Raw genomic sequence first — 24876 nt, forward strand, 5'->3', positions numbered from 1 at the left:
GAGATGACGGCGCCCCCCGACCACCGGCTGGGGCAACTGGTCGCCCGGCTGCGCGCCGCGGCCTGGGACCTCACGGCGGAGGAACTCGCCGACGCGGTGTGGCTCGCCCAGTGGGTCTCGCCGGCGGGCGCGGCCGGGCAGGCGCCGGGCGGGCGGCCCCCGGCCGCTGACCGCCCGGAGCGCACGGCCTCCGACGCCGGTCCCGCACGCCCCGGGGCCGCCGGGCCCCTGGCGCCGGACGTCCCCGGCGTGAGCGGCCCGGCCGGCGGGGCGGCGGCGGAACGGCTGGCCGAGCGGTCGGATCCGGTGGCCCTCTACGCCCACGGGGGTGGCCGGTCGGAGCCCGTCGGGGCGTTCCCCATACGCATACCGATGGCCTCGTCGCTGCCGGGCCTGCTCGGCCTCCAGCGGGCCCTGCGTCCGCTGCGCGGCTACCGCACGCTCGCCGCACCGGTCCGGGGGCCGCTGGACGAGGACGCCACCGCCGACCGGGGTGCCCGCAGCGGGGTGCTGGAGCCCGTCTTCCGCCCGGGCGAGGGCCGTTCGGTCTCCATGCAGCTGCTGATGGACACCTCGCCGTCCATGGCGGTCTGGGAGCGGATGCTGGAGGAACTGCACCAGACCTGCGCCCAGTTAGGTGCCTTCCGTGACGTGCGGGTGCGCTACCTGCACCGGTCGGCCGACGGTGCGCCCCTGATCGGCACCACGGCCGAGCCCGGCCCCCCGGGGAGCGCGCGCCATCTGTGCCCGCGCCCCGCGGGACAGTTCCGCGACCCCACCGGGCGCCGCCTCACGCTGGTCATCAGCGACTGCGTGGGGCCGCTGTGGCAGGAGGGAACGGCCCAGCGGCTGCTCCACGACTGGGCGCACACCTCCCCCCTGGCCGTCGTCCAGCCGCTGCCGCCGCGCCTGTGGCCCCGTACGGCACTGCCCGCGGAGGCCGGGCTGCTCACCCGGGACCCCGCCACCGGCGGCCGGCTGCACTTCACCCCCGAGGGCTACGGACCGGGGCCCGCCCCCGGGGCCCTGCCCGTGCCCGTCCTGCTGCCCACCCGGGACGCCCTGGGCACCTGGGCCCGGCTGCTGTCCGGACCCGGCCGCTCGGCCGTGCGCGGCGCCGCCGGATGGCTGCTGCCCGGCCACCCCGCCCGGCCGGCGCCGCCGCACGGCGAGCGCGACGGCCGCACCGCCGGGGAACTGCTCAGGGCCTTCCGGGCCGGCGCCTCACCCGGTGCCCTGCGGCTCGCGGTGCACCTCGCCGCCGTGCCGCTCACCCTGCCCGTCATGCAGGTCGTCCAGCGGGCCATGCTCCCCGACACCGGACCCATGGAACTGGCCGAGGTCCTGCTCAGCGGGCTGCTGCGCAAGCTCCCCGGCGCGGACCGCGAGGAGCCCGGCCCCTGGGCCGGGGCGCGGTACGAATTCGCCGACGGCGTACGGGAGATGCTCCTGCAGTCCCTGGACCGCAGCGCCGCCGCCCTCGTCCTCAAGCACTGCTCCGACTACGTCGAGCGCCACTTCGGCAAGGGCGCCCGCAACTTCTCCGCGCTCGCCGCCGCCCAGCTGTCCGGCACCCAGCCGGACCCGGGCCCCCCGCAGGCGTCCGACGAGCCGGGCGGCCCCGCGGAAGCGGGCGCCGCCGAACCGGAGCTGTTCGCCGAGGTCCCCGCCCGTGTGGTCCGCTGGTACCGGCCGGTGGCCGTCGAGGGCGGACCGGTCGCCGAGGCCGAGCGGCTGCTGCGCCTGTGGCACGTCCAGGGCGACCCCGGCCTGCTCCACGAAGCCCGCGCCCTGGCCGAACCGGCGGCCGGCCTGCCGTTCCCGGTGGGCACCGGCCGCACCGGCCCCGACCCCGCACCCGGTGGGGCGGAGCCGGCCCCCGCGCCCGAGGCCGTACGGGCCCGGCTCGTCCTCGGCGGCGTGCTGTGCGCGCTGGCCGGCACCGAGTCCGTACGCCACGACCCCGGACGGCGGCACACGATCCTGACGGAGGCCGTCGCCCTGCTCACCGAGGCCCGCGACCACACCCCGCCCGGCAGCGGCCGGCACACCGAGGCGGCCCTGGAGCTGGCCGCCGCCCAGTACGCCGCCTGGCTCGCCGACGGCGACCCCGAACGGCTCCGCGACGCCGAACGCACCCTGCGCGCCCTGTCGCCGGGGACCCCCGCACGGCACCTGCGGCTCGGCAGGGTGCTGCTCGCCCTCGCCGCGGCCGGCGACGAACCCGCCGGGCGCGCCGGCGCGGCCGCCGCCGAACTGCGCACCGGTCACGAGCTGCTGGAGAGCGACGGCGCCCCGGACGCCCAGCGCGGCGCCGCCCTCCTCGACCTCGCGGCGGCCCTGCGGCTGTCCGGCGCGCCCGCCGCCGAGACCCTCGCCGCCCTGGCGCGGGCCGAGGAGACGGTGGCCGACGACCTCCAGCGACTGCGCTGCCGCACCGAGCAGGCACGCGCCCACGCCGCGGCCGGCGACGGGCCCGCGGCCGACGACGCCTACGCCGGCGCGGTCGCCCTCACCGCCCGCGACAGCCTCGGCCGGTGCGAACTCCTCACCGAGTGGGGCGAGTCGTTGCTGGGCCGCGCGGAGGAGGTGGCCGGCCCCCGGGGCGCCATCCGGGGCGGCCCGCCGTCCGCGGACGACGCCGCCGCGGCCCCCGTCCCCGCCCCGGACCCCGTCGGCCGCGCCGAAGCCGTGCTGCGGGAGGCCCTGACCGTCAGCCCCGGCCGGTGGCCCCTGCGGGCCCGCACCCAGCTCATGCTGGGCCGGGCGCTGACCCTGCGGTACGGGCGGCAGGGCTTCCTGCCCGACCTCTACGAGAGCTGCCACCTGCTGGAACAGGCGGCCCGCCGCGCCCCGGACCCCGCGACCCGCGCCGAGGCGTGGCTGCGCCTCGGTTACGCCCGGCTGCTGCTGAGCCGGCAGCCGGGCGCCATGCCGGTCGCGGAGGCCGCCACCGCCTTCGACGCGGCGGTCAAGGAGGCCCGCCGTCTGCCCACCCCCGACGGCCCCGGCTCGGTGACCGCCGCACGCGCCCTGCACGGCCACGGCGTGGCCCTGGAGCGCATGGGCCTGCGCGGGGCCGCCCTGGCCGCCTACCGCGAGGCGCGACGGGAGTGGTGGGACCTCACCGGCCGGCTCGCCGACGTGCCCTGGGACGAGGTGCAGGCCACCCGGGAATGCGTAACGCGGCTCGCCGGCGAATGAGCCGGATGAGGCCGGACCCGGCCCGAACGTGTTTCCGCTTTACGGCCCTTGGGAAGAAACGTGCAGCCGCGGGGGCCGTCCTCGGCGGAAGGCGGCAGGGAGGAGAAGAGCGTGCCGAAGCTCAAGAGCGCCCTTACGGCCGGCCAGGCCCTGGGCGGTGCGGCGAGGGCCCTGCCCCTGCCCGACCTCGCCGGAGTCGGCCTGCGGGCCCTGCGGGAGACCGCGGACCCCGGCCTCGCGGCCGCCGTCGATCACGTGCTGCGCTGCCCGGGAGCGCTGGCCGAGGCCTGGGACGCGGGCAACGAGGGCGGGGTGGTGGAACCCTGTACCGGCCGGTGACCCGGCGGGTTCCGGACAAAGGCGGAGCCCGGCCCGGCGCCCCCTCCCCGGCCGGTCGGCTGGCCCGCACCCGGTCCGGCCCCGAGGACCTCGCGTTCCTGCTCGACGGGCTGCACAGCCGGCGGCTGGTGCTGCTCAAGTCCCTGCTGACCAGGCTGGAGCGGCGGCCCTCGGCGGTGCCCGGCCACGCCCGCGAGCGCTTCGCCGAGCACTGGCGGCTGCTGGAGCGCGCCGAGGAGCACGCCCCGCTTCCGGTCCGCGACACCCTGGATCACCCGTCCGTCGGCAACTGGCTGGCGGCCGCGCTGACCGCCGCCGACGGCGAGCCCCTGACCCGCAGCCTCGACCACTTCGGCGCCGTCGCCGCCACCGCCGCCCTGCGCGCCGGCACCGATTTCGCCCTCGACCTGGCCGCCCCCGGCGGGATCCTCGCCCTGCCCGGCGCCGGCCTCGCCCGCACCGGCGCCGAGACGGTGCGGCTGACCGCTCACGGCCGTACCGCCCGCCTGACCGCCGACGGCCGGCGCGCCGGGCCCGTCCTGCTGCGCGCCGCGGGCCGGCTGTCCGGCGCCGGAGCCGGCTGGCAGGGGCTGCGCCGTCTGCCGGGCAGCGGCGCCTGCCTGGACGACCTCGACCCCTACCGCGCGCCGTCCGGCGGCGTGGGCCGGGCCGCCCTGCCCGCGGCCCCCCGCGAGGCCGGCGGCCACGAGCCGTGGCTGCGCCGGTGGCGGGCTGCCCTCGCGCTGCTGCGGGCCACCGACCCCCAGCGCGCCGCGGAGACCGTGGCGCTGCTGCGCTGCCTGGTGCCCCTCGCCCGGCACGGCGCGGGCGGCCGGGTCCTGGAGGCCGGAGCCAAGGCGAGCGCCACCTTCCGGGCCGCGCCGGGCGCGGTGTTCACGACCCCGCCGGAGTCCGCCGCCGAACTCGCCGAGGTCCTCGTCCACGAGACCCAGCACAGCAAGCTGTCGGTGCTCCACGACCTCGTCCCCCTGCACCAGGCCGCGCCGGGCGCCGTGCACCGGGTCGCGTGGCGGGCCGACCCGCGGCCCCTGGCGGGCGTCCTCCAGGGCACCTACGCCCACCTCGCCCTCGCCGACTTCTGGGACCGGGCCGCCCGGCGGCGACCGCTGCCGCCCGCCGCCGCGGCCGACGCCCGGGCGCGCCGCGATTCCTACGGCGGACAGGTCGCGCAGGCCCTGCCCATCCTGCTTGAATCAGGTGAACTCACTCCCGAAGGACGGGAGTTCGTCGAAGGTATGGAGCGGCACCTGGCGGTCCTGCTCGGGACCGCCGGCCACTGCGCACCGTTCGGCGGTACGTCACCGGCCGGTGACGTACGGTAATCTTGCGGTCGTGCCGGTTCTCCGGCCGACGGGGTGCGAAGGAACAAGGGAGACGCGCGCATGGCCACGCAGCGGACCACGGCCGGCACCGGTACGCAGGCTCGCGCCGGCGAGCACTTCGTCGTCGTCTTCGCCGGTTTCCACCGGCCCTGGGCCACCTGGATCGCCCACCGGCTGGAGAGCCACGGCCACCGCGTCACCCTGCACCGCTGGGACCCGCCGCGCGAGGTGCCGCTGGAGTCGGCGCTCGGCGACCTGCTGCTGGCCTCCGGCCGGATACTGCTGGTGCTCAGCGACTGGTTCTTCCAGCTCGGGCCGCGCCGCGAGGGCGAGTGGACCGAGGCGCTGCGCGGCGTCGTCGCCACCCACGCCGAGCGGTTCGCCGCCGTCAACCTCACCAACCGCGCCCTGCTGCCCGCGACCGCCGTCCTGGAGCCGGTGGACCTGTGGAGCGTGGGCGCCCACGAGGCCGAGCGCAGGCTCCTGGGCCGCCTCGGCCTGCCGCCCGCCCCGAACGCCCGCCCCCTGCCGCACGGACCGGGCTCCCGCTACCCCAACGACCCGCCGGCCGTCTGGGGCGAGATCCCCCGCCGCAACGTCCGCTTCACCGGCCGCGACGACCTGCTCAACCGCCTCCAGGAACGCCTGACGGACGCCGACCAGGGCACCGCCGTCGTCACGCTCCTGGGCATGTCCGGCATCGGCAAGACCCAGATGGCCGCCGAGTACTGCCACCGCTTCAGCTCCGACTACGACGTCGTCTGGTGGGTCAACTCCGACACCCGCGGCACCCTGCGCGAACGCCTGGGCGAGCTCGCCCCCGAACTGGGCCTGGTCAGCGGCTCGGAGCCCGGCGAGCGCATCCGCGCCGTCCGCGACGCCCTGCGCCGCGGCGAGCCCTACGGCCGCTGGCTGCTGGTCTTCGACGGCTGGGACGACATCGAGGGCGCCGACGACGTCCTGCCCGAGGGCTCCGGCCACGTCCTGATCACCTCCCGCAACCGCAGCTGGAGCGAGAGCCGCACGGCCCTGATGGACGTGCCCGGCTTCGAGCGCCACGAGAGCACCGGCTATCTGATGCGCCGCGCCCCGCGGATCACCGCCGAACAGGCCGACGAGGTCTCCGCCGAGCTGGGCGACATCCCGCTGGCGCTCGTCCAGGCCGCCGCCTGGCTGGGCGAGTCGGACATGGAGGTCCCCGAGTACCTGCGCATGGTGCGTGACGGCGAGCTGTCGGAGCTGGCCGACCAGGGCGGCTTCGACGGCGTGCCGCGCTCCTCCCTCACCTCCTGGTCGATACTGATCAACCGGCTCCGCGAATCCCAGCCGCACGCCGTCGAACTGCTCTCGCTGTGCGCGGCGTTCGCCCCCGGGCGCATCCCCATCGGCCTGGTCCGTCACGTGCCGCCCGAGGGTCTGCCCGCCGACCTCGGCTGGCTCTCCAGCGACCTGGCCGGCTGGACCCGCGCCCTGGACACCCTCGTCAACTACTCGGTGTTCACCCGCGACACCCGCACCGCCATCGCCGGCGAGGAGCCGGGCCCCGAGCAGGAGTCGGTGCACATGCACCGCATCGTCCACGACATCGTCGGCCGCCTCACCGCGCCCGCCGAGCGCGACCTGCACCGCCAGGTCGTCCGCCGGATGCTCGCCGCCGCCGACCCCGGCAACCCCCAGGACGCCCGCCTGTGGCCCCGCTACGCCGAGCTGCTGCCCCACCTGGAGCCCTCCGGCGCCCTCGGCAGCACCAACGAGCGGGTGCAGGAGACCGTGCTGAACGTCCTGCGCTACTGCTTCCGCAGCGGCGAGTTCCGCACCGGCGTGAACCTGGCCGAGCAGATCCGCGAGCACTGGTCGGAGATCCTCCCGCCCGAGCACCCGCGCATGCTGGAGCTCACCGCCCAGCAGGGCAACATCCTGCGGGCCTACGGCTCCTTCCGGGCCGCCTACGAACTGGACCGCGCCCTGCTGGAGAGGCTGCGCGCCGCCCCCGGCCCGGACGGCACCGGCCTGATGACCGCCACCAGCTGCCTCGCCGCCGACCAGCGGTACCTCGGCCAGTACACCGAGGCCCTCCAGGCCCAGCGCGAGGTGCTGGAGACCGCCCTCGAACTCCTCGGCCCCGACGACTACCTGACCCTGCTCGCCCAGCACAACCTGGGCGCGGGCCTGCGGCTGCTCGGCCGCTACACCGAGGCGTACGAGATCGACCTGGAGACCCTCCGCAAGCGCGAGACCCTGCTGCGCGACCGCCACCCGGCCACCCTGGTCTCCGGCATCGCCTGCGCCCGCGACCTGCGGCTCATGGGCCGCTACCGCGACGCCCTGGCCCGCCAGGAACTGGTGATGCGGCTGCACGTCCAGGTGCTCGGCCCCCAGCACCCCCAGACCCTGCGCGCCCGCCACAACCTCGCCCTGTGCGAGCGCCGCGCCGGCGCCCTCCAGGACGTGGGCGCCGTCATGGCCGGCCTGCTGGAACAGACCGAACAGGTCCACGGCCGCGGGCACTACGCCACCCTCGGCCTCGTCGTCGACTACGGCAACTACGCCCGCGAGCACGGCGACCTCCAGCAGGCCAAGGACCTCATCGCCGAGGGCGAGAGCGGCTTCCGCGACCTGCTCGGCCCCGCCCACCCCATCAGCACCGGCATGCTGTCCAACACCGGCCTGGTGCTCCAGGCCGCGGGCGAGCGCACCGAGGCCCTGACCATGTTCGAGGCCGCCTTCGCGGGGCTCACCGCCACCCTGGGCCGCGACCACCCCTGGGTGCTGGGCTGCGCCCTCAACGCCGCCGCCGGGCGCAACTTCACCGGGCGCCTCGACAGCGCCCAGGAGCTCAGCCGCGACACCCTGCGCCGGGCCCGGCACGCCCTGGGCGAGGACCACCCCTTCACCCTCTCCTGCGAGGTCGCCCTGGCCATGGACCTGCGCGGCCTGCGCGAGCACGAGGAGGCGGGCAAGGTCGAGGAGGACGCGCTCCAGCGGCTGACGCGCACGCTCGGCGCCCAGCACCCCCACACCCTGGCGGCCCGGCAGCGGGTGCGGCCCTACTGGGACTTCGAGCCGTATCTGGGCTAGCCCGAAGACGGCTGACGGACAACGGACGGGGCCCCGCACCACCGAAGTGGTGCGGGGCCCCGTTCCCGCTTCAGGAGAGGCGGGATCAGGCCTCGAAGACCTCCGCGATCAGCGCCGCCTGCTCCGCCTGGTGGCGCTTGGCCGAGCCGACCGCCGGCGAGGAGGAGTGCGGGCGGGAGATCCGCCGCAGCCGCTCGCGCGCCGGGACGTCGGCACCCACGGCCAGGTCCAGGTGGTCGATCAGGTTCAGCGCGATGAACGGCCACGCACCCTGGTTCGCCGGCTCCTCCTGCGCCCAGATGTACTTCTCGGCGTTCGGGAACTTGGCGATCTCGGCCTGGAGCTCCGCACCCGGCAGCGGGTACAGGCGCTCAAGGCGGATGATGGCGGTGTCCTTGACGCCGCGCTTGACCCGCTCGGCCTCCAGGTCGTAGTAGACCTTGCCCGAGCAGAAGACGACCTTGCGGACGTCGTTCGCGTCCACGCTGTCGTCACCGATGACCGGGCGGAAGGCGCCGCTGGTGAACTCCTCCGCCTTGGACGCCGCGGCCTTCAGACGCAGCATCGACTTCGGGGTGAAGACGATCAGCGGCTTGTGGTGCGGGTTGTGGACCTGCCAGCGCAGGAGGTGGAAGTAGTTCGACGGCAGCGTCGGCATGGCGACCGTCATGTTGTTCTGCGCGCACAGCTGGAGGAAGCGCTCGATGCGGGCCGAGGAGTGGTCCGGGCCCTGGCCCTCGTAGCCGTGCGGCAGCAGCAGGGTGACGCCGGACGTCTGGCCCCACTTCTGCTCGGACGAGGAGATGAACTCGTCGACGATGTTCTGGGCACCGTTGACGAAGTCGCCGAACTGCGCCTCCCACAGCACCAGCGCGTCCGGGCGGGCCAGCGAGTAGCCGTACTCGAAGCCCATCGCCGCGTACTCGCTGAGCAGCGAGTCGTAGACGTTGAAACGGGCCTGCTCGTCGGACAGGTAGAGCAGCGGGGTGTAGTCCTCGCCGGTCTCCCGGTCGACCAGCACCGCGTGCCGCTGGCCGAAGGTGCCGCGGCGGGAGTCCTGGCCGGCGAGCCGGACCGGGGTGCCCTCCATCAGCAGCGAACCGAAGGCGAGGGTCTCGCCCATGCCCCAGTCGATCGTGCCGTCCTCGACGCTGGCCGCGCGGCGCTGGAGCTGCGGGACCAGACGCGGGTGCACGGTGACGTTCTCGGGCATGGTGACCTGCGACTCGGCGATCCGCTTGAGGACCTCCTGGGAGATCGCGGTCTCCACGGCCACCGGGAACTCGGCCTGCGGGGCCGGGGCCTCGCCCGCCTGCGGGGCGGTGTCGGCGTCCCGGACCTCGACGAAGACCTTCTCCAGCTGGCCCTGGTAGTCCTGCAGGGCCTGCTCGGCCTCCTCCAGGGTGATGTCGCCGCGACCGATGAGGGACTCGGTGTAGAGCTTGCGCACCGAGCGCTTCTTGTCGATCAGGTCGTACATCAGCGGCTGGGTGAACGAGGGGTTGTCCGACTCGTTGTGGCCCCGACGCCGGTAGCAGATCAGGTCGATGACGACGTCCTTGTTGAACGCCTGGCGGAACTCGAAGGCGAGCCGCGCGACGCGGACCACGGCCTCCGGGTCGTCACCGTTCACGTGGAAGATCGGCGCCTCGATCATCCGGGCGACGTCGGTGCAGTACATCGACGAGCGCGAGGACTCCGGCGGCGCGGTGAAGCCGACCTGGTTGTTGATGACGATGTGCACGGTGCCGCCGGTGCGGTAACCGCGCAGCTGCGACATGTTGAGCGTCTCGGCCACGACGCCCTGGCCCGCGAAGGCCGCGTCGCCGTGCAGCTGGATGGGCAGGACGGTGAAGTCCGTGCCCGCCTTGCCGATGATGTCCTGCTTGGCGCGGGCGATGCCCTCGACGACCGGGTCGACGGTCTCCAGGTGGGACGGGTTGGCGGCCAGCGAGACGTTGATCTGCTCGCCGTCCAGGCCGGTGAAGACGCCCTCGGCACCCAGGTGGTACTTCACGTCGCCGGAGCCGTGCATCGACTTCGGGTCGAGGTTGCCCTCGAACTCGCGGAAGATCTGCGCGTAGGACTTGCCGACGATGTTGGCGAGGACGTTCAGCCGGCCACGGTGGGCCATGCCGATGACGGCCTCGTCCAGACGGGCCTCGGCGGCCGCGTCCAGCACCGCGTCCAGCAGCGGGATGACGGACTCGCCGCCCTCCAGGGAGAACCGCTTCTGGCCGACGTACTTCGTCTGCAGGAAGGTCTCGAACGCCTCGGCGGCGTTCAGCCGGCGCAGGATGCGCAGCTGCTCCTCGCGCTCCGGCTTGGAGTGCGGGCGCTCGACGCGGTCCTGGATCCACTTGCGCTGCTTCGGGTCCTGGATGTGCATGAACTCGATGCCGGTGGTGCGGCAGTACGAGTCGCGCAGCACGCCCAGGATGTCGCGCAGCTTCATCATCGACTTGCCGGCGAAGCCGCCGACCGCGAACTCGCGCTCCAGGTCCCACAGGGTGAGGCCGTGCTCGGTGATGTCGAGGTCGGGGTGCTTGCGCTGGCGGTACTCCAGCGGGTCGGTGTCGGCCATGACGTGGCCGCGGACCCGGTAGGAGTGGATCAGCTCGAAGACGCGGGCGGCCTTGGTGACGTCGTCGTCGTGCGAGGCGTCGATGTCCTTGAGCCAGCGGACCGGCTCGTAGGGGATGCGCAGCGCCTGGAAGATCTCGTCGTAGAAGTCGTTCTCGCCGAGCAGCAGCTGGTGCATGATCCGCAGGAACTCGCCGGAGGCGGCGCCCTGGATGACCCGGTGGTCGTACGTCGAGGTCAGGGTCATGACCTTGGAGATGCCCATCTTGTTCAGGGCGTCCTGCGAGGTGCCCTGGAACTCGGCGGGGTAGTCCATGGCGCCCACGCCGATGATGAGGCCCTGGCCGGGCATCAGGCGCGGCACGGAGTGGACCGTGCCGATGCCGCCGGGGTTGGTCAGCGACGCGGTGACCCCGGTGAAGTCCTCCATCGTCAGCTTGCCCACACGGGCGCGGCGGACGATGTCCTCGTAGGCCTGCCAGAACTCGAAGAAGTTCAGGGTCTCGGCCTTCTTGATGGCCGCCACCACGAGCTGGCGGTCACCGTTCGGCTTCACCAGGTCGATCGCCAGGCCCAGGTTGACGTGCTCGGGCTTGACGAGGGTGGGCTTGCCGTCCTTCTCCGCGAAGGAGTAGTTCATCGACGGCATCAGCTTCAGCGCCTGCACCATGGCGTAGCCGATGAGGTGCGTGAAGGAGACCTTGCCACCCCGGGCGCGCTTGAGGTGGTTGTTGATGACGATGCGCTGGTCGAACAGCAGCTTCACCGGGACGGCGCGGACGGACGTGGCCGTCGGCAGCTCCAGCGAGGCGTTCATGTTCTTGGCGACCGCGGCGGCCGGGCCGCGCAGCGTCACGAACTCGGGACCGGCGGCGTCGGCCGCCGGGGCCGCGGCGGCCTTGGCCGCGGGCTTCGCGGCGGCAGGCTTGGCGGCGGGGGCCGCCGGCTGCGCGGCCGCGGGCTTGGCGGGCGCCGCCGGAGCGGCGGCGGGCGTGGCGGCCGGAGCAGCGGCGGCCGGCTTCGCGGCCGGCGCGGGCTGTGCGGCCGCGGGGGCCTGCGCCGGTGCGGTGGGGGCCTCGGCCCCGGTCACCGCCGTCGGCGGCGCGCCCGCTGCCTGACCCGGCTTGTAGTCGGCGAAGAAGTCCCACCAGGCTCGGTCGACCGAGTTCGGGTCCTGGAGGTACTGCTGGTAGATCTCGTCGACGAGCCACTCATTGGGACCGAACACGTCGGCAGGGCTCTTGCCCTGCCCCGCTTGGTCGGTCGAGACGCTCGAGGTGTTGGGGGACTGTGGCGACACGGCGGCAACCGCCCTCTTCCGCTTCCTAAGGTGGTGGACAGCGGGAATAAAGGCTACGCCTGTCGGCCCCCTTCATGCAGGCCAGCCGGGCAAGCAGTCGCCTATGTCACACTCGCTGCCGGGTTTCGGGGTATGACGCGGCGGGAAAGCACCGTGGTTTCACATCTCCCCGGGCTTTCCAGGTTCGCCGAAGCCCGCCTCACATCCGGTGAATGCGTGCTTCCACCACCGACCCTACGTCAACTCTGATCTTTGGGCCTTCCCGGAAGCGTGACCTTGATGCGACAGCCACGGGGGGACTCGGCCACGCCGATGCTCCCGCCGTGCAGGTCGACCGCCCAGCGGGCGATCGCCAGGCCCAGCCCCGTGCCGCCGTCGCCCACCGGGCCCTGGGCCCCCGAGGAGCCCCGGTTGAAGCGCTCGAAGACGCGGTGCCGCTCGGACTCCGGGATGCCCGGCCCCTCGTCCAGCACCTCCAGGGCCAGCGACTGCGCGCCCTCGCCCCGGCGGGCCCGGACGGTGACCCGGCCGTGCGGGGGACTGTGCTTGACGGCGTTGTCCACGAGGTTCGCCACCACCTGGTGCAGCCGCTCGGCGTCCGCGTGCGCCGTCAGCTCCGGCGGGGAGACGTCCAGGTGCAGGTGGACGTCGTTGCGGGCGCGTGGTGACCCGGCGCCGCCGACGGCCATGCTGGCCTCCTTCAGCACCCCCGCCAGATACGGCCACACCTCGAAGCGCCGCGAGCGCAGCGGCACCACGCCGTTGTCCAGCCGGGAGAGGTCCAGCAGCTGCTCCACCAGCCGGCCCAGCCGTTCGGTCTGGCGCAGGGCCGTGCGCATGGTCTCCGGGTCGGGCGCCGACACGCCGTCCACGACGTTCTCCAACACCGCGCGCAGCCCCGCGATGGGGGTGCGCAGCTCGTGGGAGACGTTGGCGACCAGCTCCTTGCGGTGGGTGTCCACCGCCTCCAGGTCGGCCGCCATCCGGTTGAAGGCGTGGGCCAGGTCGCCGAACTCGTCGCGCCGCCCCGCCCGCACCCGCCGGGAGTAGTCACCCTGCGCCATCGACCGGGTGACCTCGGTCATCTCGTCCAGCGGCGCCGTCAGGCCGTGCGCCACGAACTGGGTGATCAGCAGCGAGGCGATGATCGAGAAGATGGTGATCACGCGGAGCTCGGTGGCCGAGTGGATGGCGACGGACACCAGGAAGGTCGTGATCACGACGGAGCCGATGACCAGGGCGCCGAGCGCCGCCTTGACCGACCGGTAGGGGTCCAGTGGGCGCAGCGCCTCCCACAGCCGGTGCCACGGCCCCGGCACCGAAGGTCCGTCGCCGGGCGGGGGAGCGGTCATGCCGTGTCGTCTTCACTCTCTCCCGGACCCGGTCCGGGGAAGCCGTCCGCGGCGCCCTCGGGGCGCGGCGGTACGGCCGTCGGTATCGGGCGCGGCCCGGCGGCCGCGCGTGCGCCGGTCATGCGGCCGGGGTCTCCAGGGCGTATCCCACCCCGTGCACCGTCCGGATCCGCTCGGCACCGATCTTGCGGCGCAGCGCCTTGATGTGGCTGTCGACCGTCCGGGTGCCGGAGGCGTCGGCCCAGTCCCACACCTCGGCCAGCAGCTGCTCCCGGGAGAGCACCGCGCGCGGGGTGTTGGCCAGGCAGACCAGGAGGTCGAACTCCGTGGGCGTGAGGTGGACGTCCGCACCACGCACCCGCACCCTGCGCTGTGCGTGGTCGATCTCCAGCTCGCCGAGCCGGAGGATGCCGCTGCGCGGCGTGTGGGCCGCCAGCGTCGCCCGCTCCACCCGGCGCAGCAGCACGTGCACCCGCGCCGCCAGCTCGCGCATCGAGAACGGCTTGGTCATGTAGTCGTCGGCGCCGACGCCCAGCCCGACGAGCATGTCCGTCTCGTCGTCCCGGGCCGTGAGCATCAGCACGGGCACGGGCCGCTGCGCCTGGACTCTTCGGCACACCTCCAGGCCGTCGAAGCCCGGCAGCATGACGTCCAGGACCAGCAGGTCCGGCTGCCACGCCTCGGCCGTGTCCACGGCCGCGGGCCCGTCGCCCGCCGTGCGCACCTGGAACCCCTCGGCCCGCAGCCGCGCCGAGATGGCGTCCACGATGGTGCGGTCGTCCTCGACGACCAGCACCCGGCGCTGCGCCCCGGCGGTGGCCGCGGCGCCGCCCGGGCTGATGTGTGTCTGCTCCATGCGCCCGCCCCCAGCGTCTTCCCATACCGGTCTTCCCGCCGGTCCCTCCAGCTGTGCAAGGCAGGGTACGGGCACCCGGCTCGGCTCGGCTACGCGGCGCTGACGCCGAGGTGGACCACGTCCGGGACGCCTCGGGCAACGGTGATCTCTTCAGTCGTTACCCCGGCGAATCCGGCATTCCGGAGGGCTTCCTCGAACGCCGGGGACGGCTGTGCGGACCACACGGCGAGCACTCCGCCGGGCGTCAGCCGGGCACGGCAGGCGGCGAGCCCGGCGGGGGAGTACAGGCCGCCGTTGTCGTCGGTGACGGTCCAGTCGGGGCCGTTGTCGATGTCCAGGCACAGGGCGTCGTAGCGGGTGCCGGGCGCGTGGAGGTGGGCGACGAGGTCCCCCACGACGACCTCGGTGCGGGGGTCGGCGAGCGCCCCGCCGGAGAAGGCCGCCAGCGGGCCGGCCCGGTGCCAGTCGACCACCGCCCGCTCGCGTTCGACGACCGTGACGTGTCCCCAGCGCGGCTCGGCCACCGCCCGGGCCAGCGAGAAGCCGACCCCGAGCCCGCCGATCAGCACACTGGGCGCCGGGCGGTCCGGCGGCAGGGCGGCGAGTGCGGCGTCGACCAGGCGCCGTTCCGAGCGGCCGTCGGCGGTGTCCATCAGGAAGCACCCGTTGGCGATGATCTCGAAGTGCTCCCCGCGCCGCCTCAGCACCACCTCCCCGTGGGGGCCGTCACGGCGCTCGACGGTGACGGGCGCGTCGTCGCCGTGCCGGGTGCTCACTGCGGTCATGTGCGTGCCTCCTCGGGTCGTCGGTGCCTCTGGCGACGCGCGGGCGCGTCAAAGGGTTGACAAGGGTGACTGGAGTCACGGCCAGAGGTTGATTCGGCGGACCGCTGTGCACCTTAATGTTCAGGAGCGGACGGGTGGACGGACGCGCTGCCCGGCGAGCCCGAGGAAGCCCGTGGAAAGGGGCTTGGCCGAGTGACTGCGGTTGACGCGGACGCCGACGTCGACGCCGAAGCGGTGCCGGGCGCCGCCCCGGCCCCGGTCCGCCGCGCGCGCCACCTCCCGCGCGGCCTGCGCCGGCTGCTGCCCACGCCCCTGGGCACGCCCTTCACGTTCTTCTACGGTCTCGTCCTGCTGGCCACCGCCGTCTACACCGACCTCGGTGACGAGGCCACGGTCAACCAGCTCCTGCGCGACTCCAGCACCGACGCCGCCCACCTCGCCGAGCAGCCGCTCGTGGTGCTGGTCGCCAGCGCCCTGTGGATCGCGGGCGGCGTGTACTCCGCGTACGGGCCCGTCTTCGTCCTCGTCATGACCGCGCTGGAGCGGCGCGTGGGCTCCGCCCGCGCGGCGGGGGTCTTCCTCCTCGGCCACGTCCTGGCCACGCTGGCCACGGAACTCCCCGTGGCCGGCGCCGTGGCCGCCGGCCGGCTGCCGGAGGCGTCGATGCACCGCCTCGACTACGGCATCAGCTTCGGCCTGATGGCCTGCGTCGGCGCCCTGTCGGGGCTGCTGTCGCGGCGCGCCGAATGGGCCCTGCTGGGCGTGGCCGGGGCGATGTGCGCCCGGGACCTGGTCGATCTGGTCGACCCGCTGGCGAGCTGGGGGCATCCGATCGCCCTGCTGACGGGCGTCGCCTGCCGCTCGCTGGTGCGGGACCGGTCCCCGAGCCGTGGAGCGGCCCCGGCCCTCTCGGCGGCCGCGGCCGTCCCGCCGCCCCCCGCTGCGGCACCCGCGGCCGGGGAGCCCGGTGCGGCCGGTGCGCTGGGGGAGGGTGTGCCGTGCCGGATCCCCCGGCCGCGCGCCGCGGACGGCGCCGGCGGGCAGCGCCGCGACGCGGACGCCCTCCGGTCGGGCTGACGGGGGCGCGGCGCCGTCGCCTCGCCGAGGTGAAGAACACGGCGTGACGGCCGGCGGGCCGTGCGGTCCGGGCGCGGCCGCCCCTGTGCGCCGGCACTTCGCGCTTCACTTCGGCGTCACCCCCAGGGATGGCCGCAGGGCGTGCCGGGCACGGCCGGCGTCCCCGGCGTGATCGCTCACAGCGAACACGAGCCTGGGAACACCACGGGCTTCCCGGGCATTGAGTCGACATAGCTCAACTTGCCTGCCGAAGGGGAGATCATGGCTTCGACGTCCACACCGCTCACCCTGCCCGTGCTGCCGCTCGACGACGAGGTGGTGCTGCCCGGCATGGTCGTCCCGCTGGACCTGTCCGACGGCGACGTCCGCGCGGCCGTGGAGGCGGCGCAGGCGGCCGCCGGGACCGGCGCCAAGCCGCGGGTGCTGCTCGTCCCGCGGGTCGACGGCACGTACGCGGCGGTCGGCACGCTCGGCACCGTGGAGCAGGTGGGCCGCCTCTCCGACGGCGACCCCGGCGCGCTCATCCGCGGCGTCCGCCGGGTGCGGATCGGATCCGGCACGACCGGGCCCGGTGCCGCGCTGTGGGTCGAGGGCACCGCGATGGAGGAGGTCACCCCCGATCCGCTGCCGGGCGCCGTGACCGAGCTGATGAAGGAGTACAAGGCGCTGGCCACCAGCTGGCTGCGCAAGCGCGGCGCCTGGCAGGTCGTCGACCGCGTCCAGCAGATCGACGACGTCGGCCAGCTCGCCGACAACTCCGGCTATTCGCCCTTCCTCACCGTCGCCCAGCGCGTCGAGCTGCTGGAGACCGCCGACCCGGTGGCCCGGCTCCGCCTGGCCGTGAAGTGGCTCGGCGACCACCTCGCCGAGCAGGACGTCGCGGAGTCCATCGCGAAGGACGTCCAGGAAGGCGTCGACAAGCAGCAGCGCGAGTTCCTGCTCCGCCGCCAGCTGGAGGCCGTCCGCAAGGAACTGGCCGGGCTGAGCGGCGACCCGGAGAGCGAGTCGGAGGACTACCGCGCCCGCGTCGAGGCCGCCGACCTGCCGGACGACGTCCGCCAGGCGGCCCTGAAGGAGGTCGACAAGCTCGAACGCGCCTCCGACCAGAGCCCCGAGAGCGGCTGGATCCGCACCTGGCTCGACACGGTCCTGGAGATGCCGTGGAACGAGCGCACGGAGGACGCGTACGACATCCCGGGCGCCAAGGCCGTCCTCGACGCCGACCACGCGGGACTGGAGGACGTCAAGGAACGGATCACCGAATACCTGGCGGTGCGCAAGCGGCGCGCCGACCGGGGGCTGGGTGTGGTCGGCGGGCGGCGCGGGGGCGCGGTGCTCGCGCTCGTCGGCCCGCCCGGCGTCGGCAAGACCTCGCTGGGCGAGAGCGTCGCCCGCGCGATGGGCCGCAAGTTCGTCCGCGTCGCGCTCGGCGGGGTCCGCGACGAGGCGGAGATCCGCGGCCACCGGCGCACCTACGTCGGCGCGCTGCCGGGCCGGATCGTCCGGGCGGTCAAGGAGGCCGGCTCGATGAACCCGGTCGTCCTGCTCGACGAGATCGACAAGGTCGGCTCGGACTTCCGCGGCGACCCGGCGGCCGCCCTGCTCGAAGTCCTGGACCCCGCCCAGAACCACACCTTCCGGGACCACTACCTGGAGGTCGAGCTCGACCTGTCCGACGTCGTCTTCCTGGCGACGGCCAACGTCCTCGAAGCGATCCCCGAGGCCCTCCTGGACCGCATGGAACTGGTCCGCCTCGACGGCTACACCGAGGACGAGAAGGTCGTCATCGCCCGCGACCACCTGCTGCGCAGGCAGCTGGAGCGCGCCGGCCTGGAGCCGGGCGAGGTCGCGCTGGAGGACGGTGCGCTGCGCAGGCTCGCCGGCGAGTACACCCGCGAGGCGGGCGTGCGGAACCTGGAGCGCGCGATCGCCCGGCTGCTGCGCAAGGTCGCGGCCCGGCACGAACTGGGCGAGCAGGACCTGCCGTTCACCATCGGTGTGGACCAGTTGCGGCCGCTGATCGGGCGGCCGCACCACACGCCCGAGTCCGCCCAGGACCCGGCCGAACGGCGCACGTCCGTACCCGGCGTGGCCACGGGCCTGGCGGTCACGGGCGCGGGCGGCGACGTCCTGTTCGTCGAGGCGTCCCTGGCCGACCCCGAGACGGGCGGGGCGGGGCTGACCCTCACCGGCCAGCTCGGCGACGTCATGAAGGAGTCCGCCCAGATCGCCCTGTCCTTCCTGCGCTCCCACGGCGCGGAACTGGAGCTGCCGGTCGGCGACTTCAAGGAACGGGGTGTCCATCTGCACGTACCGGCGGGCGCGGTGCCCAAGGACGGGCCCAGCGCGGGCGTCACGATGACGACCGCACTCGCCTCCCTGCTCTCCGGCCGCCAGGTCCGCCCGGACGTGGCCATGACGGGCGAGGTCTCGCTGACGGGCCGCGTCCTGCCCGTCGGCGGCGTCAAGCAGAAGCTGCTCGCCGCGCACCGGGCCGGGATCACCACCGTGGTCATCCCCAAGCGGAACGAGCCCGACCTGGACGACGTCCCCGCGGAGGTGCTGGACACGCTCGACGTCCACCCCGTCTCCGACGTCCGCCAGGTGCTGGAACTGGCACTGACGCCGGCGACCGCGGGCCGGCCCGAAGTGCCGGTCGCCGTGTGAGGATCCGGCCAAGGAAGCCGCACGGGGGGCGCAGCCCCCGCCGCGCCGGGACCTAGGGAGCCTCGATCTCGGCGCGGAAGGTCATCAGGGCCTCGTCGAACGAGAGCCCGGCGGGCAGGGACGGCGGGGTGACCCCGGCGAGCCGGGGGTAGGCCGCGCGGAACTCCTCCCGGCTGCGCCCCCAGCGGTTGCGGTTGCGGTACAGGCCCAGGGCGATGACGAGGGACGCCCGCCGGTCGGCCTTCTCCGCCGCCACCTCCGGCCGCACCCGCGGCTCCGGCAACCCCGGGGGCCGCAGCGCCCCGTAGCTCGTGAACCGCCGCATGCCACAGCCTGCGCAGCGGTGTTCGCCGGGGGCGGCGTCCTGGAGGAAGCGGTGCCGGCAGTTCTTCATTCGTTCTCCCTGAGCTGGGTGGAGTGGGCCACGATCCAGTGTGTCCGCGCGGCGGCCGCGGCGGCCGGCTTTTCCCCGTCCAGAGCACTCGTTCGAGCGGCTTCCAGCACGGCGCACTCGGCACAGCCGCTCTGGTAGGGGCGCAGTCCGGCCGCGTTCCGCTCGTCGCGGGTGGCCAGCCGCAGCGCGGAGGCGGGCACCTCCCAGGTGAGGCCCCCGCCCGGTCGCTGGACCTGCACTCGGGTGCCGGTCTCGCCGATCACCTGGGCGATTCTGTTTTCACGGGTGTCCATGACATAGGTCCCGTTCCGGTACGTCATGTGCACGATGCCTTCCGTCTGCGGCTCACGCGAGGAACGTACGGGGCCGCGAGGGGGAGGGACCAGCCATGGCCTGGGGTCGACGGGTTCCGTGACCGGCGCCCGGTCCGGACCGGCGGCGGCTGAAAGTAACCCACGGAAACGCACGCCCCATTGATCGGCCCTCACCACACCGCTTGCATGGCCCCGACCACTCGCGCCCGTTCCGGCGTGAGTCTCCGGCGTCAATCCGGCATGTACGGAGGGGGAACCTTGCGTAAGCCCAGAGCACGTTCAGGAAGACCGGCCGCGAAGACCGGGATAGCAGGGGCGGCAGCGCTACTGGGCGCTGCCGCCCTTGTCGTGTCCGCACTGCCCGGACAGGCCGCCGCGGCCGCGCACGACTCCGGGCCCGAGATGGTACCGGGGAAGGGAACCTCCACCCCCTCCCTGGTGGACGGCATCCGGGAGGGCGTGAAGGCGGGCGGCAGCGCCGCGGACGCCGCCCGCGGACACCTCGCCGACAAGCGGAGCCGCTACGGCATCGACCGCCCCGACCGCGACCTGAAGCCCCTGGAGACGGTCGCCCGGGGCACCTCGGAGACGGTCAGGCTCCAGCAGAGGCACCGCGGCGTCGAGGTCCTCGGCGGACAGTACGTCGTCCGCATGGAGAAGAAGGACGGCAAGCGCGTCGTCACCGGCACCTCCGGCACGTACTTCACCGGTCTGAAGACCGACGTGACCGCCGAGGTCGGCGAGGACCTGGCCGTGCGGCGGGCGGTCGGGGCCACACTCGCCCAGCTGGGCGGCAAGGCGCTCGGCAAGGACGACGTCGCGGGCCGCGACGGGGCGCGGACCAAGGCGGTGGGGGCGCTCAGCGGCACCGCGCGCGGCCTGGTCGTGCTGCCCAAGGGCGCGGGCGTGCTCACCCACCACGTCACCGTGCGCGGCACCGACCCGGCCACCGGGCAGCCCGTGCTGCGCGAGGTCTACGTCGACGCCAAGGCGGGCTACCCGGTGTTGCAGTACAGCGGCATCAAGACCTTCGGCGTCCCGAAGGCCGCCGGGCAGGACGCGGCCAAGGCGGCGGGCCCCGGCGCGGGCCGCGCGCCCGCGGACGGGCCCAAGAACCCCGGCGTCGCCGGCTCCGGGGTGAGGTACGACGGCACCACCGTCGAGCTGGGCCTGTACTTCGACACCGCGCGCGGCCAGTACGTGATGACCGACCACGCGCGCATGTGGGAGTCCAGCAAGAACAAGATCTCCACCTGGGACGCGCGCGGCAAGGACGTCGGCGAGACGGACGGCGCCTGGCCCCAGGGGATCAAGGAGTTCGGCTCGGCGGGGCCCCAGTTCGGCAAGGAGGCCACCGAGGCGGGCGCGGTGGACGCGCACTGGGCGGCCGGCAAGGTCTACGACTACTACAAGAAGGTGCACGGCCGGGACAGCCTGGACGGCCGCGGCATGGCGATCGACTCCCTGGTGGGCGTGACGAACTTCGGGATGCCGTACGTCAACGCCTTCTGGGACGGCGCCAAGATGGTCTACGGCGGCGGCGACGAGGACTACAAGACGCTCTCCGCCGACCTGGACGTGGTCGGGCACGAGATGACGCACGGCGTCGTCGAGCACACCGCCGGCCTCGTCTACGCGGGCCAGTCGGGCGCCCTCAACGAGGCCCTCGCCGACTACTTCGGCAACGCCATCGCCGTGGACGCCGCGGGCATGCCGATGGACGACCCGGACGCGGGCCTGCTGGGCGGCAACCTGTGCCGCAACAAGTCGCCGCGCCAGTGCGCCTTCCGGGACCTCAACGACGGCGCGACGACGTCGAAGAACTTCCTGGGCGTCGGCTTCGGCTCCGACAACGGCGGGGTGCACCTGAACTCCACCATCTTCTCGGGCGCCCTGTGGGACATGCGCGAGGACCTGGGCCGCACCCTCGCCGACAAGGTGGTCTACAAGGCGCTGGCCGAGTACATGAGCCCGCTCGACGGCTTCACGGAGGGCCGCAACGCGGTCGTCGCCGCGGCCAAGGCCCTGAAGGTCTCCGCGGGCGACCTCAAGGTCATCACGCGTTCCTTCAACGCCCACGGCATCGTCCCCAACTGGGAGCAGGCCCTCGGCGTCGACTCCGACCAGCTGTTCGGCAAGCTCAACACGTCCGGTTCGGGCGTGGGCGCCGGCGGCGGCTGGTGGACGACCAGCAAGTCGAACGACGACGGCACCGAGGCCTACTCCGTGTGGGCCGGCCGCGCCGACGGCAAGGGCGCGCCGAAGCTGATGAGCCCCAACGACGGGCGCTACCACGTCAACCCCGCCACGGACGGCAAGAGCGTGGTGTGGACGGCGTACGGCCCCAAGGGCGTGGACGTGCTGTCCCGGCCGCTGGCCGGGGGACCGGTCAAGAAGCTGTACGGCAGCAACACCGCCGACGTCGGCGCGGTCCGGGTCGAGGGCGCGGTGGTGGCCTTCGAGACGACGGACTTCTTCGGCTCCCGGCACGTGGGCTACCTGCGCACCGGGGACAAGGAGCCGACCTGGGTCGACGGCGCCCGCAGCGAGGTGGGCACGGGCCTGCCGTCCCTCAGCGGCGGCCGGGTCGCCTACGCCAAGGCGTACCCCGAGGGTGACGCGTACCGGTCGGGCGTCGAGGTTTTGGACCTGAGGTCCGGGGAGCGGAAGCTGATGGGCCAGCTCGGTGAGCCGCAGGCCATCGGGCAGACGGCCATCACCGGCAAGCACGTGTACTGGCTGGCGGACGAGGTCGTGGACCTGGGCCAGACGGCGGTGCGGCGCGCGAACCTCGACGGCACGGGCGTGGTGGACATCAGCAAGGAGAAGGGTGAGGGCGCGCTCCACGGCTCCGCCCTGACGGCCTCCGACGACGCGGTGACGGTGACGGCCGAGCAGCCCGACAGCGCCTACCACAACGAGACGATGGCCAAGCTGTGGCAGTTCGGCGCGGACGGCTCCGCGCTGGGCCGCGTCTCCTGCAACCGCGGCGAGCAGACCTCGGCCGCGGCGGCCGGCGGCAAGCAGGTGGTGTGGGTCGACGGCACCACCGGCTCCACCGACCTGGTGACCCGCACCCGCCCGGCGGGCAGGTGCGGATGACCCCGCGGACGTGAGCCGGATGTGAACCGGGCCCCCGGCGCCGACGCGCCGGGGGCCCGGTGGCTTCACGGCCGGGGCCGTCCGGCCGTCAGCCGTAGGCGAGGGCCTTGAGCCGGGCGGACGAGCCGTTGAAGCGGTTGTGGTCGCCGACCACCGGACCGGTGTCGGTGTACTGCCAGAACGTGTAGAAGTCCCAGCCGGCCGGCAGCTCACCGGAGGAGGAGCCGTAGCTGGGAACCCACAGCGGGTTGTATCTGCCGAAGCCCGCGTAGTTGCCGGTGCACTTCTTCCACCAGGTGGTGCTGGTGTAGATGACCGCGTCGCGTCCGGTGCGGGACCGGTAGGTGGCGAAGAAGTCCGCCACCCAGTCGACCAGCTCGCCCGCGCTCATGTCGTAGCAGGTGCTTCCGTACGGGTTGTACTCCATGTCGAGGACGCCGGGCAGGGTCCTGCCGTCGCTGGACCAGCCGCCGCCGTGGTTGACGAAGTAGTTGGCCTGGGCGGCGCCGCCGGAGTTCCCCGGCAGCGCGAAGTGGTACGCGCCGCGGATCATTCCGGCCTTGTAGGCGCCGTTGTACTGCTGCGCGAAGTACGGATTGGTGTAGCTGGTGCCCTCGGTGGCCTTGGTGTAGGCGAAGCGGTTGCCGCTGTTCCAGAGGGTGGACCAGGAGACGTTTCCGTTGTGACTGCTGACGTCGACGCCGTCGACCGAGGAGACCCCGGCCGTCGGGGGCACCGCCTTTTCCCCTTCGTGATGGCGGAGGGTGGAGCCCATCCAGTCCCGTTCGGGGTGCGTGGGCTGCTTGCCGTCGCGGGCCGGCGCCGCGTGGGCGCTGCCGGGAAGGACGGCGAGCAGGGCGAGGAGGGTGAGCAGACAGACGAGGACGGCCGCCGTGGAGTGGGGGGTACGGCGGCCCGGAGCGAAGTGGTGCGCGGGCATCAAATGCCTCCGAGGCCGGGTGGGGTGGGGGGAGGTGGGGGATCTCACGGCCGTACGCATTGGTATGACCATGTCATTAATGGGGGTACCCGTAGACGCGCCCCGCGATAGGGACCCGCGGTGCTGCCGTTGGTCTAATCCTGCGAAATACTGACGGAGCTGCGGTGAAGCGCCGCGATCACATTAATTTTTCAGCGGCTGAAAAGGCCGACCAGCAGGAGAGGGCCAGACGTGCACGAGACCAGTACTCCGCCACCCGTGCCGGGCGGTGCGGGCGAGGGCGGGGGCAGTGGCGTGGACCACCCCTTCCTCGCCCTGGAGCGCGAGCTGACCGTCTTTCTGCGCCGTGCCCGCTCCTCCTCCGGCGAGATGGCCCGCGAGGTCCACCCCGACCTGGAGCCCGCCGCCTACGGCCTGCTCGTACGGCTCGTCGACGCGGGCCAGCAGCGGGCCACCGACCTCGCCGCCTACTTCGGCGTCGGCAAGGCCACCATGAGCCGCCAGCTGCGCGCCCTGGGCGAGCTCGGCCTCGTCACCCGCGACCCGGACCCGGCCGACGGCCGCGCCTCACTCATCCAGCTCACGGACGAGGGCCGCGCCCGTTTCACCCGCGTGCGCGACGCCCGCCGCGCCCAGTACATGAGCAAGCTCGCCGACTGGGACCCGACCGAGGTCGCCGAGCTGGCGCGCCTGCTCCACCAGCTCAACGAGAGCGCCGAGTCCTAGGAACCCACCAGGCCCCTGCCCCGGGCCCCTCACAGTTCCGCGTGGAGCGCCACCGCGTCGTCGTGGCGCTTGCCGCGCCGGAAGACCGTGCCGTCCGGGTCCGCCCGCTCCGCCGCGCGGACCTCGTCGATCAGCGCCCGGGGCCCCTCCTTCGCCAGCAGCGCGAAGCACTCCGCCCAGTCGCCCGCGCCGAAGACCTCCACCCAGCGGGCCGCCCCGTCGCTGAGCGCCGCCAGCGCCCGCACCTCCGCGCGCGCCCATGAGCCCGTCACCGCCCGCACGGCCACCGCCGGGTCCGCGGCGGCCGTGAAGAAGCCGCCCTCCGCGTTGCGCTGCGCGTCCGTCACCGGGCCGAGGGCGGCCAGCCGGGCGATGCGGTCGTCCAGCACGGGCGTCACCGTGCCGTCCGTGCCCTCGGCCAGCAGCACCGAGTCCGACAGCACCAGGTGCTCCACCCGCTCCTCGTCCCAGCGCGCCAGCACCACCGTGGCCTGCGGAGTGCGCCGGTGCGCGAGGTCGCAGGTGCCGCGATGGGCGTCCGCCGTACGGGAGATGGCGGCCGACAGGCACGCCGCCGGGGTCAGCTCCCGCCGCGCGGCGAGGAGTTCGAGCAGCGCCCCGCCCAGCCGCGCCGTGAACCAGGCGACACCGTGCTCGCAGCCCGTGGCGCCGTCCGGCGGCGGGGTCACCCCGTCGAGCAGGACCAGGGCCCCGCCCCGGCCCGACGCGGGCAACGCGACCGAGGCGAAATCCTCGTTCGGACGGTGCGGATCTGCTGGCTGAGTGGCGAGTTCGATGCGCATGCGGCCAGTGTGC

Annotated in this window: 16 protein-coding genes; 8 read left to right on the forward strand and 8 right to left on the reverse strand. The window is 74.0% G+C overall.

From position 1 onward, the window contains the following. The first annotated feature begins 3 nt into the window (after positions 1-3). The 4 genes from CYQ11_RS21455 to fxsT all read left to right on the forward strand — a co-directional run bounded on the left by CYQ11_RS21455 (position 4) and on the right by fxsT (position 7964). Positions 4-3204, forward strand: a complete 3201-nt coding sequence (locus tag CYQ11_RS21455; RefSeq protein WP_099201208.1) for an SAV_2336 N-terminal domain-related protein — start codon at positions 4-6, stop codon at positions 3202-3204. A gap of 111 nt (positions 3205-3315) precedes the next feature. After that, the gene (locus tag CYQ11_RS29695) at positions 3316-3543 is read left to right on the forward strand and encodes a hypothetical protein (RefSeq protein WP_181143893.1); all 228 of its coding nucleotides are present in this window, start codon (positions 3316-3318) and stop codon (positions 3541-3543) included. Beyond that, positions 3540-4886, forward strand: a complete 1347-nt coding sequence (locus CYQ11_RS30685; RefSeq protein ID WP_181143737.1) for an aKG-HExxH-type peptide beta-hydroxylase — start codon at positions 3540-3542, stop codon at positions 4884-4886. Before CYQ11_RS29695 ends, CYQ11_RS30685 begins: the two co-directional genes overlap by 4 nt. 60 nt (positions 4887-4946) lie before the next feature. Next, complete coding sequence (gene fxsT / locus CYQ11_RS21465; RefSeq protein WP_099201206.1) at positions 4947-7964, forward strand: FxSxx-COOH system tetratricopeptide repeat protein; 3018 nt, start codon at positions 4947-4949, stop codon at positions 7962-7964. An 85-nt stretch (positions 7965-8049) separates the two neighbouring features. On the opposite strand, the gene CYQ11_RS21470 is transcribed toward fxsT, so the two are convergent. The 4 genes from CYQ11_RS21470 to CYQ11_RS21485 form a co-directional block, all read right to left on the reverse strand. Continuing rightward, the gene (locus CYQ11_RS21470; protein WP_099201205.1) at positions 8050-11847 is read right to left on the reverse strand and encodes a multifunctional oxoglutarate decarboxylase/oxoglutarate dehydrogenase thiamine pyrophosphate-binding subunit/dihydrolipoyllysine-residue succinyltransferase subunit; all 3798 of its coding nucleotides are present in this window, start codon (positions 11845-11847) and stop codon (positions 8050-8052) included. Positions 11848-12086: 239 nt separating this feature from the next. Then, the gene (locus CYQ11_RS21475; RefSeq protein ID WP_099201204.1) at positions 12087-13199 is read right to left on the reverse strand and encodes a HAMP domain-containing sensor histidine kinase; all 1113 of its coding nucleotides are present in this window, start codon (positions 13197-13199) and stop codon (positions 12087-12089) included. Between the two features lie 118 nt (positions 13200-13317). Beyond that, complete coding sequence (locus tag CYQ11_RS21480) at positions 13318-14055, reverse strand: response regulator transcription factor (protein ID WP_099201203.1); 738 nt, start codon at positions 14053-14055, stop codon at positions 13318-13320. Positions 14056-14144: 89 nt separating this feature from the next. Continuing rightward, the gene (locus CYQ11_RS21485; protein WP_099201202.1) at positions 14145-14840 is read right to left on the reverse strand and encodes a spermidine synthase family protein; all 696 of its coding nucleotides are present in this window, start codon (positions 14838-14840) and stop codon (positions 14145-14147) included. Positions 14841-15032: 192 nt separating this feature from the next. On the opposite strand from CYQ11_RS21485, the gene CYQ11_RS21490 reads away from it, so the two are divergent. Beyond that, positions 15033-15917 (forward strand): rhomboid-like protein, encoded by an 885-nt coding sequence (locus CYQ11_RS21490; protein ID WP_181143738.1) that lies wholly within the window; start codon positions 15033-15035, stop codon positions 15915-15917. A gap of 261 nt (positions 15918-16178) precedes the next feature. Continuing rightward, positions 16179-18584 carry an endopeptidase La gene (lon, locus tag CYQ11_RS21495; RefSeq protein WP_099201201.1) on the forward strand — a complete coding sequence of 802 codons (2406 nt, stop codon included), beginning with the start codon at positions 16179-16181 and terminating at the stop codon, positions 18582-18584. Between the two features lie 52 nt (positions 18585-18636). Here lon and CYQ11_RS21500 read toward each other — a convergent pair whose 3' ends face one another. Beyond that, positions 18637-18978, reverse strand: coding sequence for a DUF6255 family natural product biosynthesis protein (locus CYQ11_RS21500; protein ID WP_099201200.1), 342 nt, complete (start codon positions 18976-18978; stop codon positions 18637-18639). Continuing rightward, entirely contained in the window at positions 18975-19271 is a 297-nt protein-coding gene (locus CYQ11_RS21505; RefSeq protein WP_181143739.1) for a hypothetical protein, read from the reverse strand. The genes CYQ11_RS21500 and CYQ11_RS21505 overlap by 4 nt, the downstream gene beginning before the upstream one ends. Before the next feature lie 261 nt (positions 19272-19532). On the opposite strand from CYQ11_RS21505, the gene CYQ11_RS21510 reads away from it, so the two are divergent. Then, complete coding sequence (locus tag CYQ11_RS21510; RefSeq protein ID WP_181143740.1) at positions 19533-22394, forward strand: M4 family metallopeptidase; 2862 nt, start codon at positions 19533-19535, stop codon at positions 22392-22394. 88 nt (positions 22395-22482) lie between these two features. Here CYQ11_RS21510 and CYQ11_RS21515 read toward each other — a convergent pair whose 3' ends face one another. Next, on the reverse strand, positions 22483-23334 hold the full coding sequence (locus CYQ11_RS21515; protein WP_099201197.1) for a lysozyme: 852 nt from the start codon (positions 23332-23334) through the stop codon (positions 22483-22485). 231 nt (positions 23335-23565) lie between these two features. On the opposite strand from CYQ11_RS21515, the gene CYQ11_RS21520 reads away from it, so the two are divergent. After that, positions 23566-24060: a MarR family winged helix-turn-helix transcriptional regulator gene (locus CYQ11_RS21520; protein ID WP_181143741.1), complete on the forward strand. Its 495-nt coding sequence runs from the start codon at positions 23566-23568 to the stop codon at positions 24058-24060. 29 nt (positions 24061-24089) lie between these two features. Here the strand turns inward: CYQ11_RS21520 and CYQ11_RS21525 are convergent, their stop codons facing one another. Then, entirely contained in the window at positions 24090-24863 is a 774-nt protein-coding gene (locus CYQ11_RS21525; RefSeq protein WP_099201195.1) for a protein phosphatase 2C domain-containing protein, read from the reverse strand. Positions 24864-24876 lie beyond the last annotated feature (13 nt).

The sequence above is a fragment of the Streptomyces cinnamoneus genome, from assembly GCF_002939475.1.
Lineage (GTDB): Bacteria > Actinomycetota > Actinomycetes > Streptomycetales > Streptomycetaceae > Streptomyces > Streptomyces cinnamoneus_A.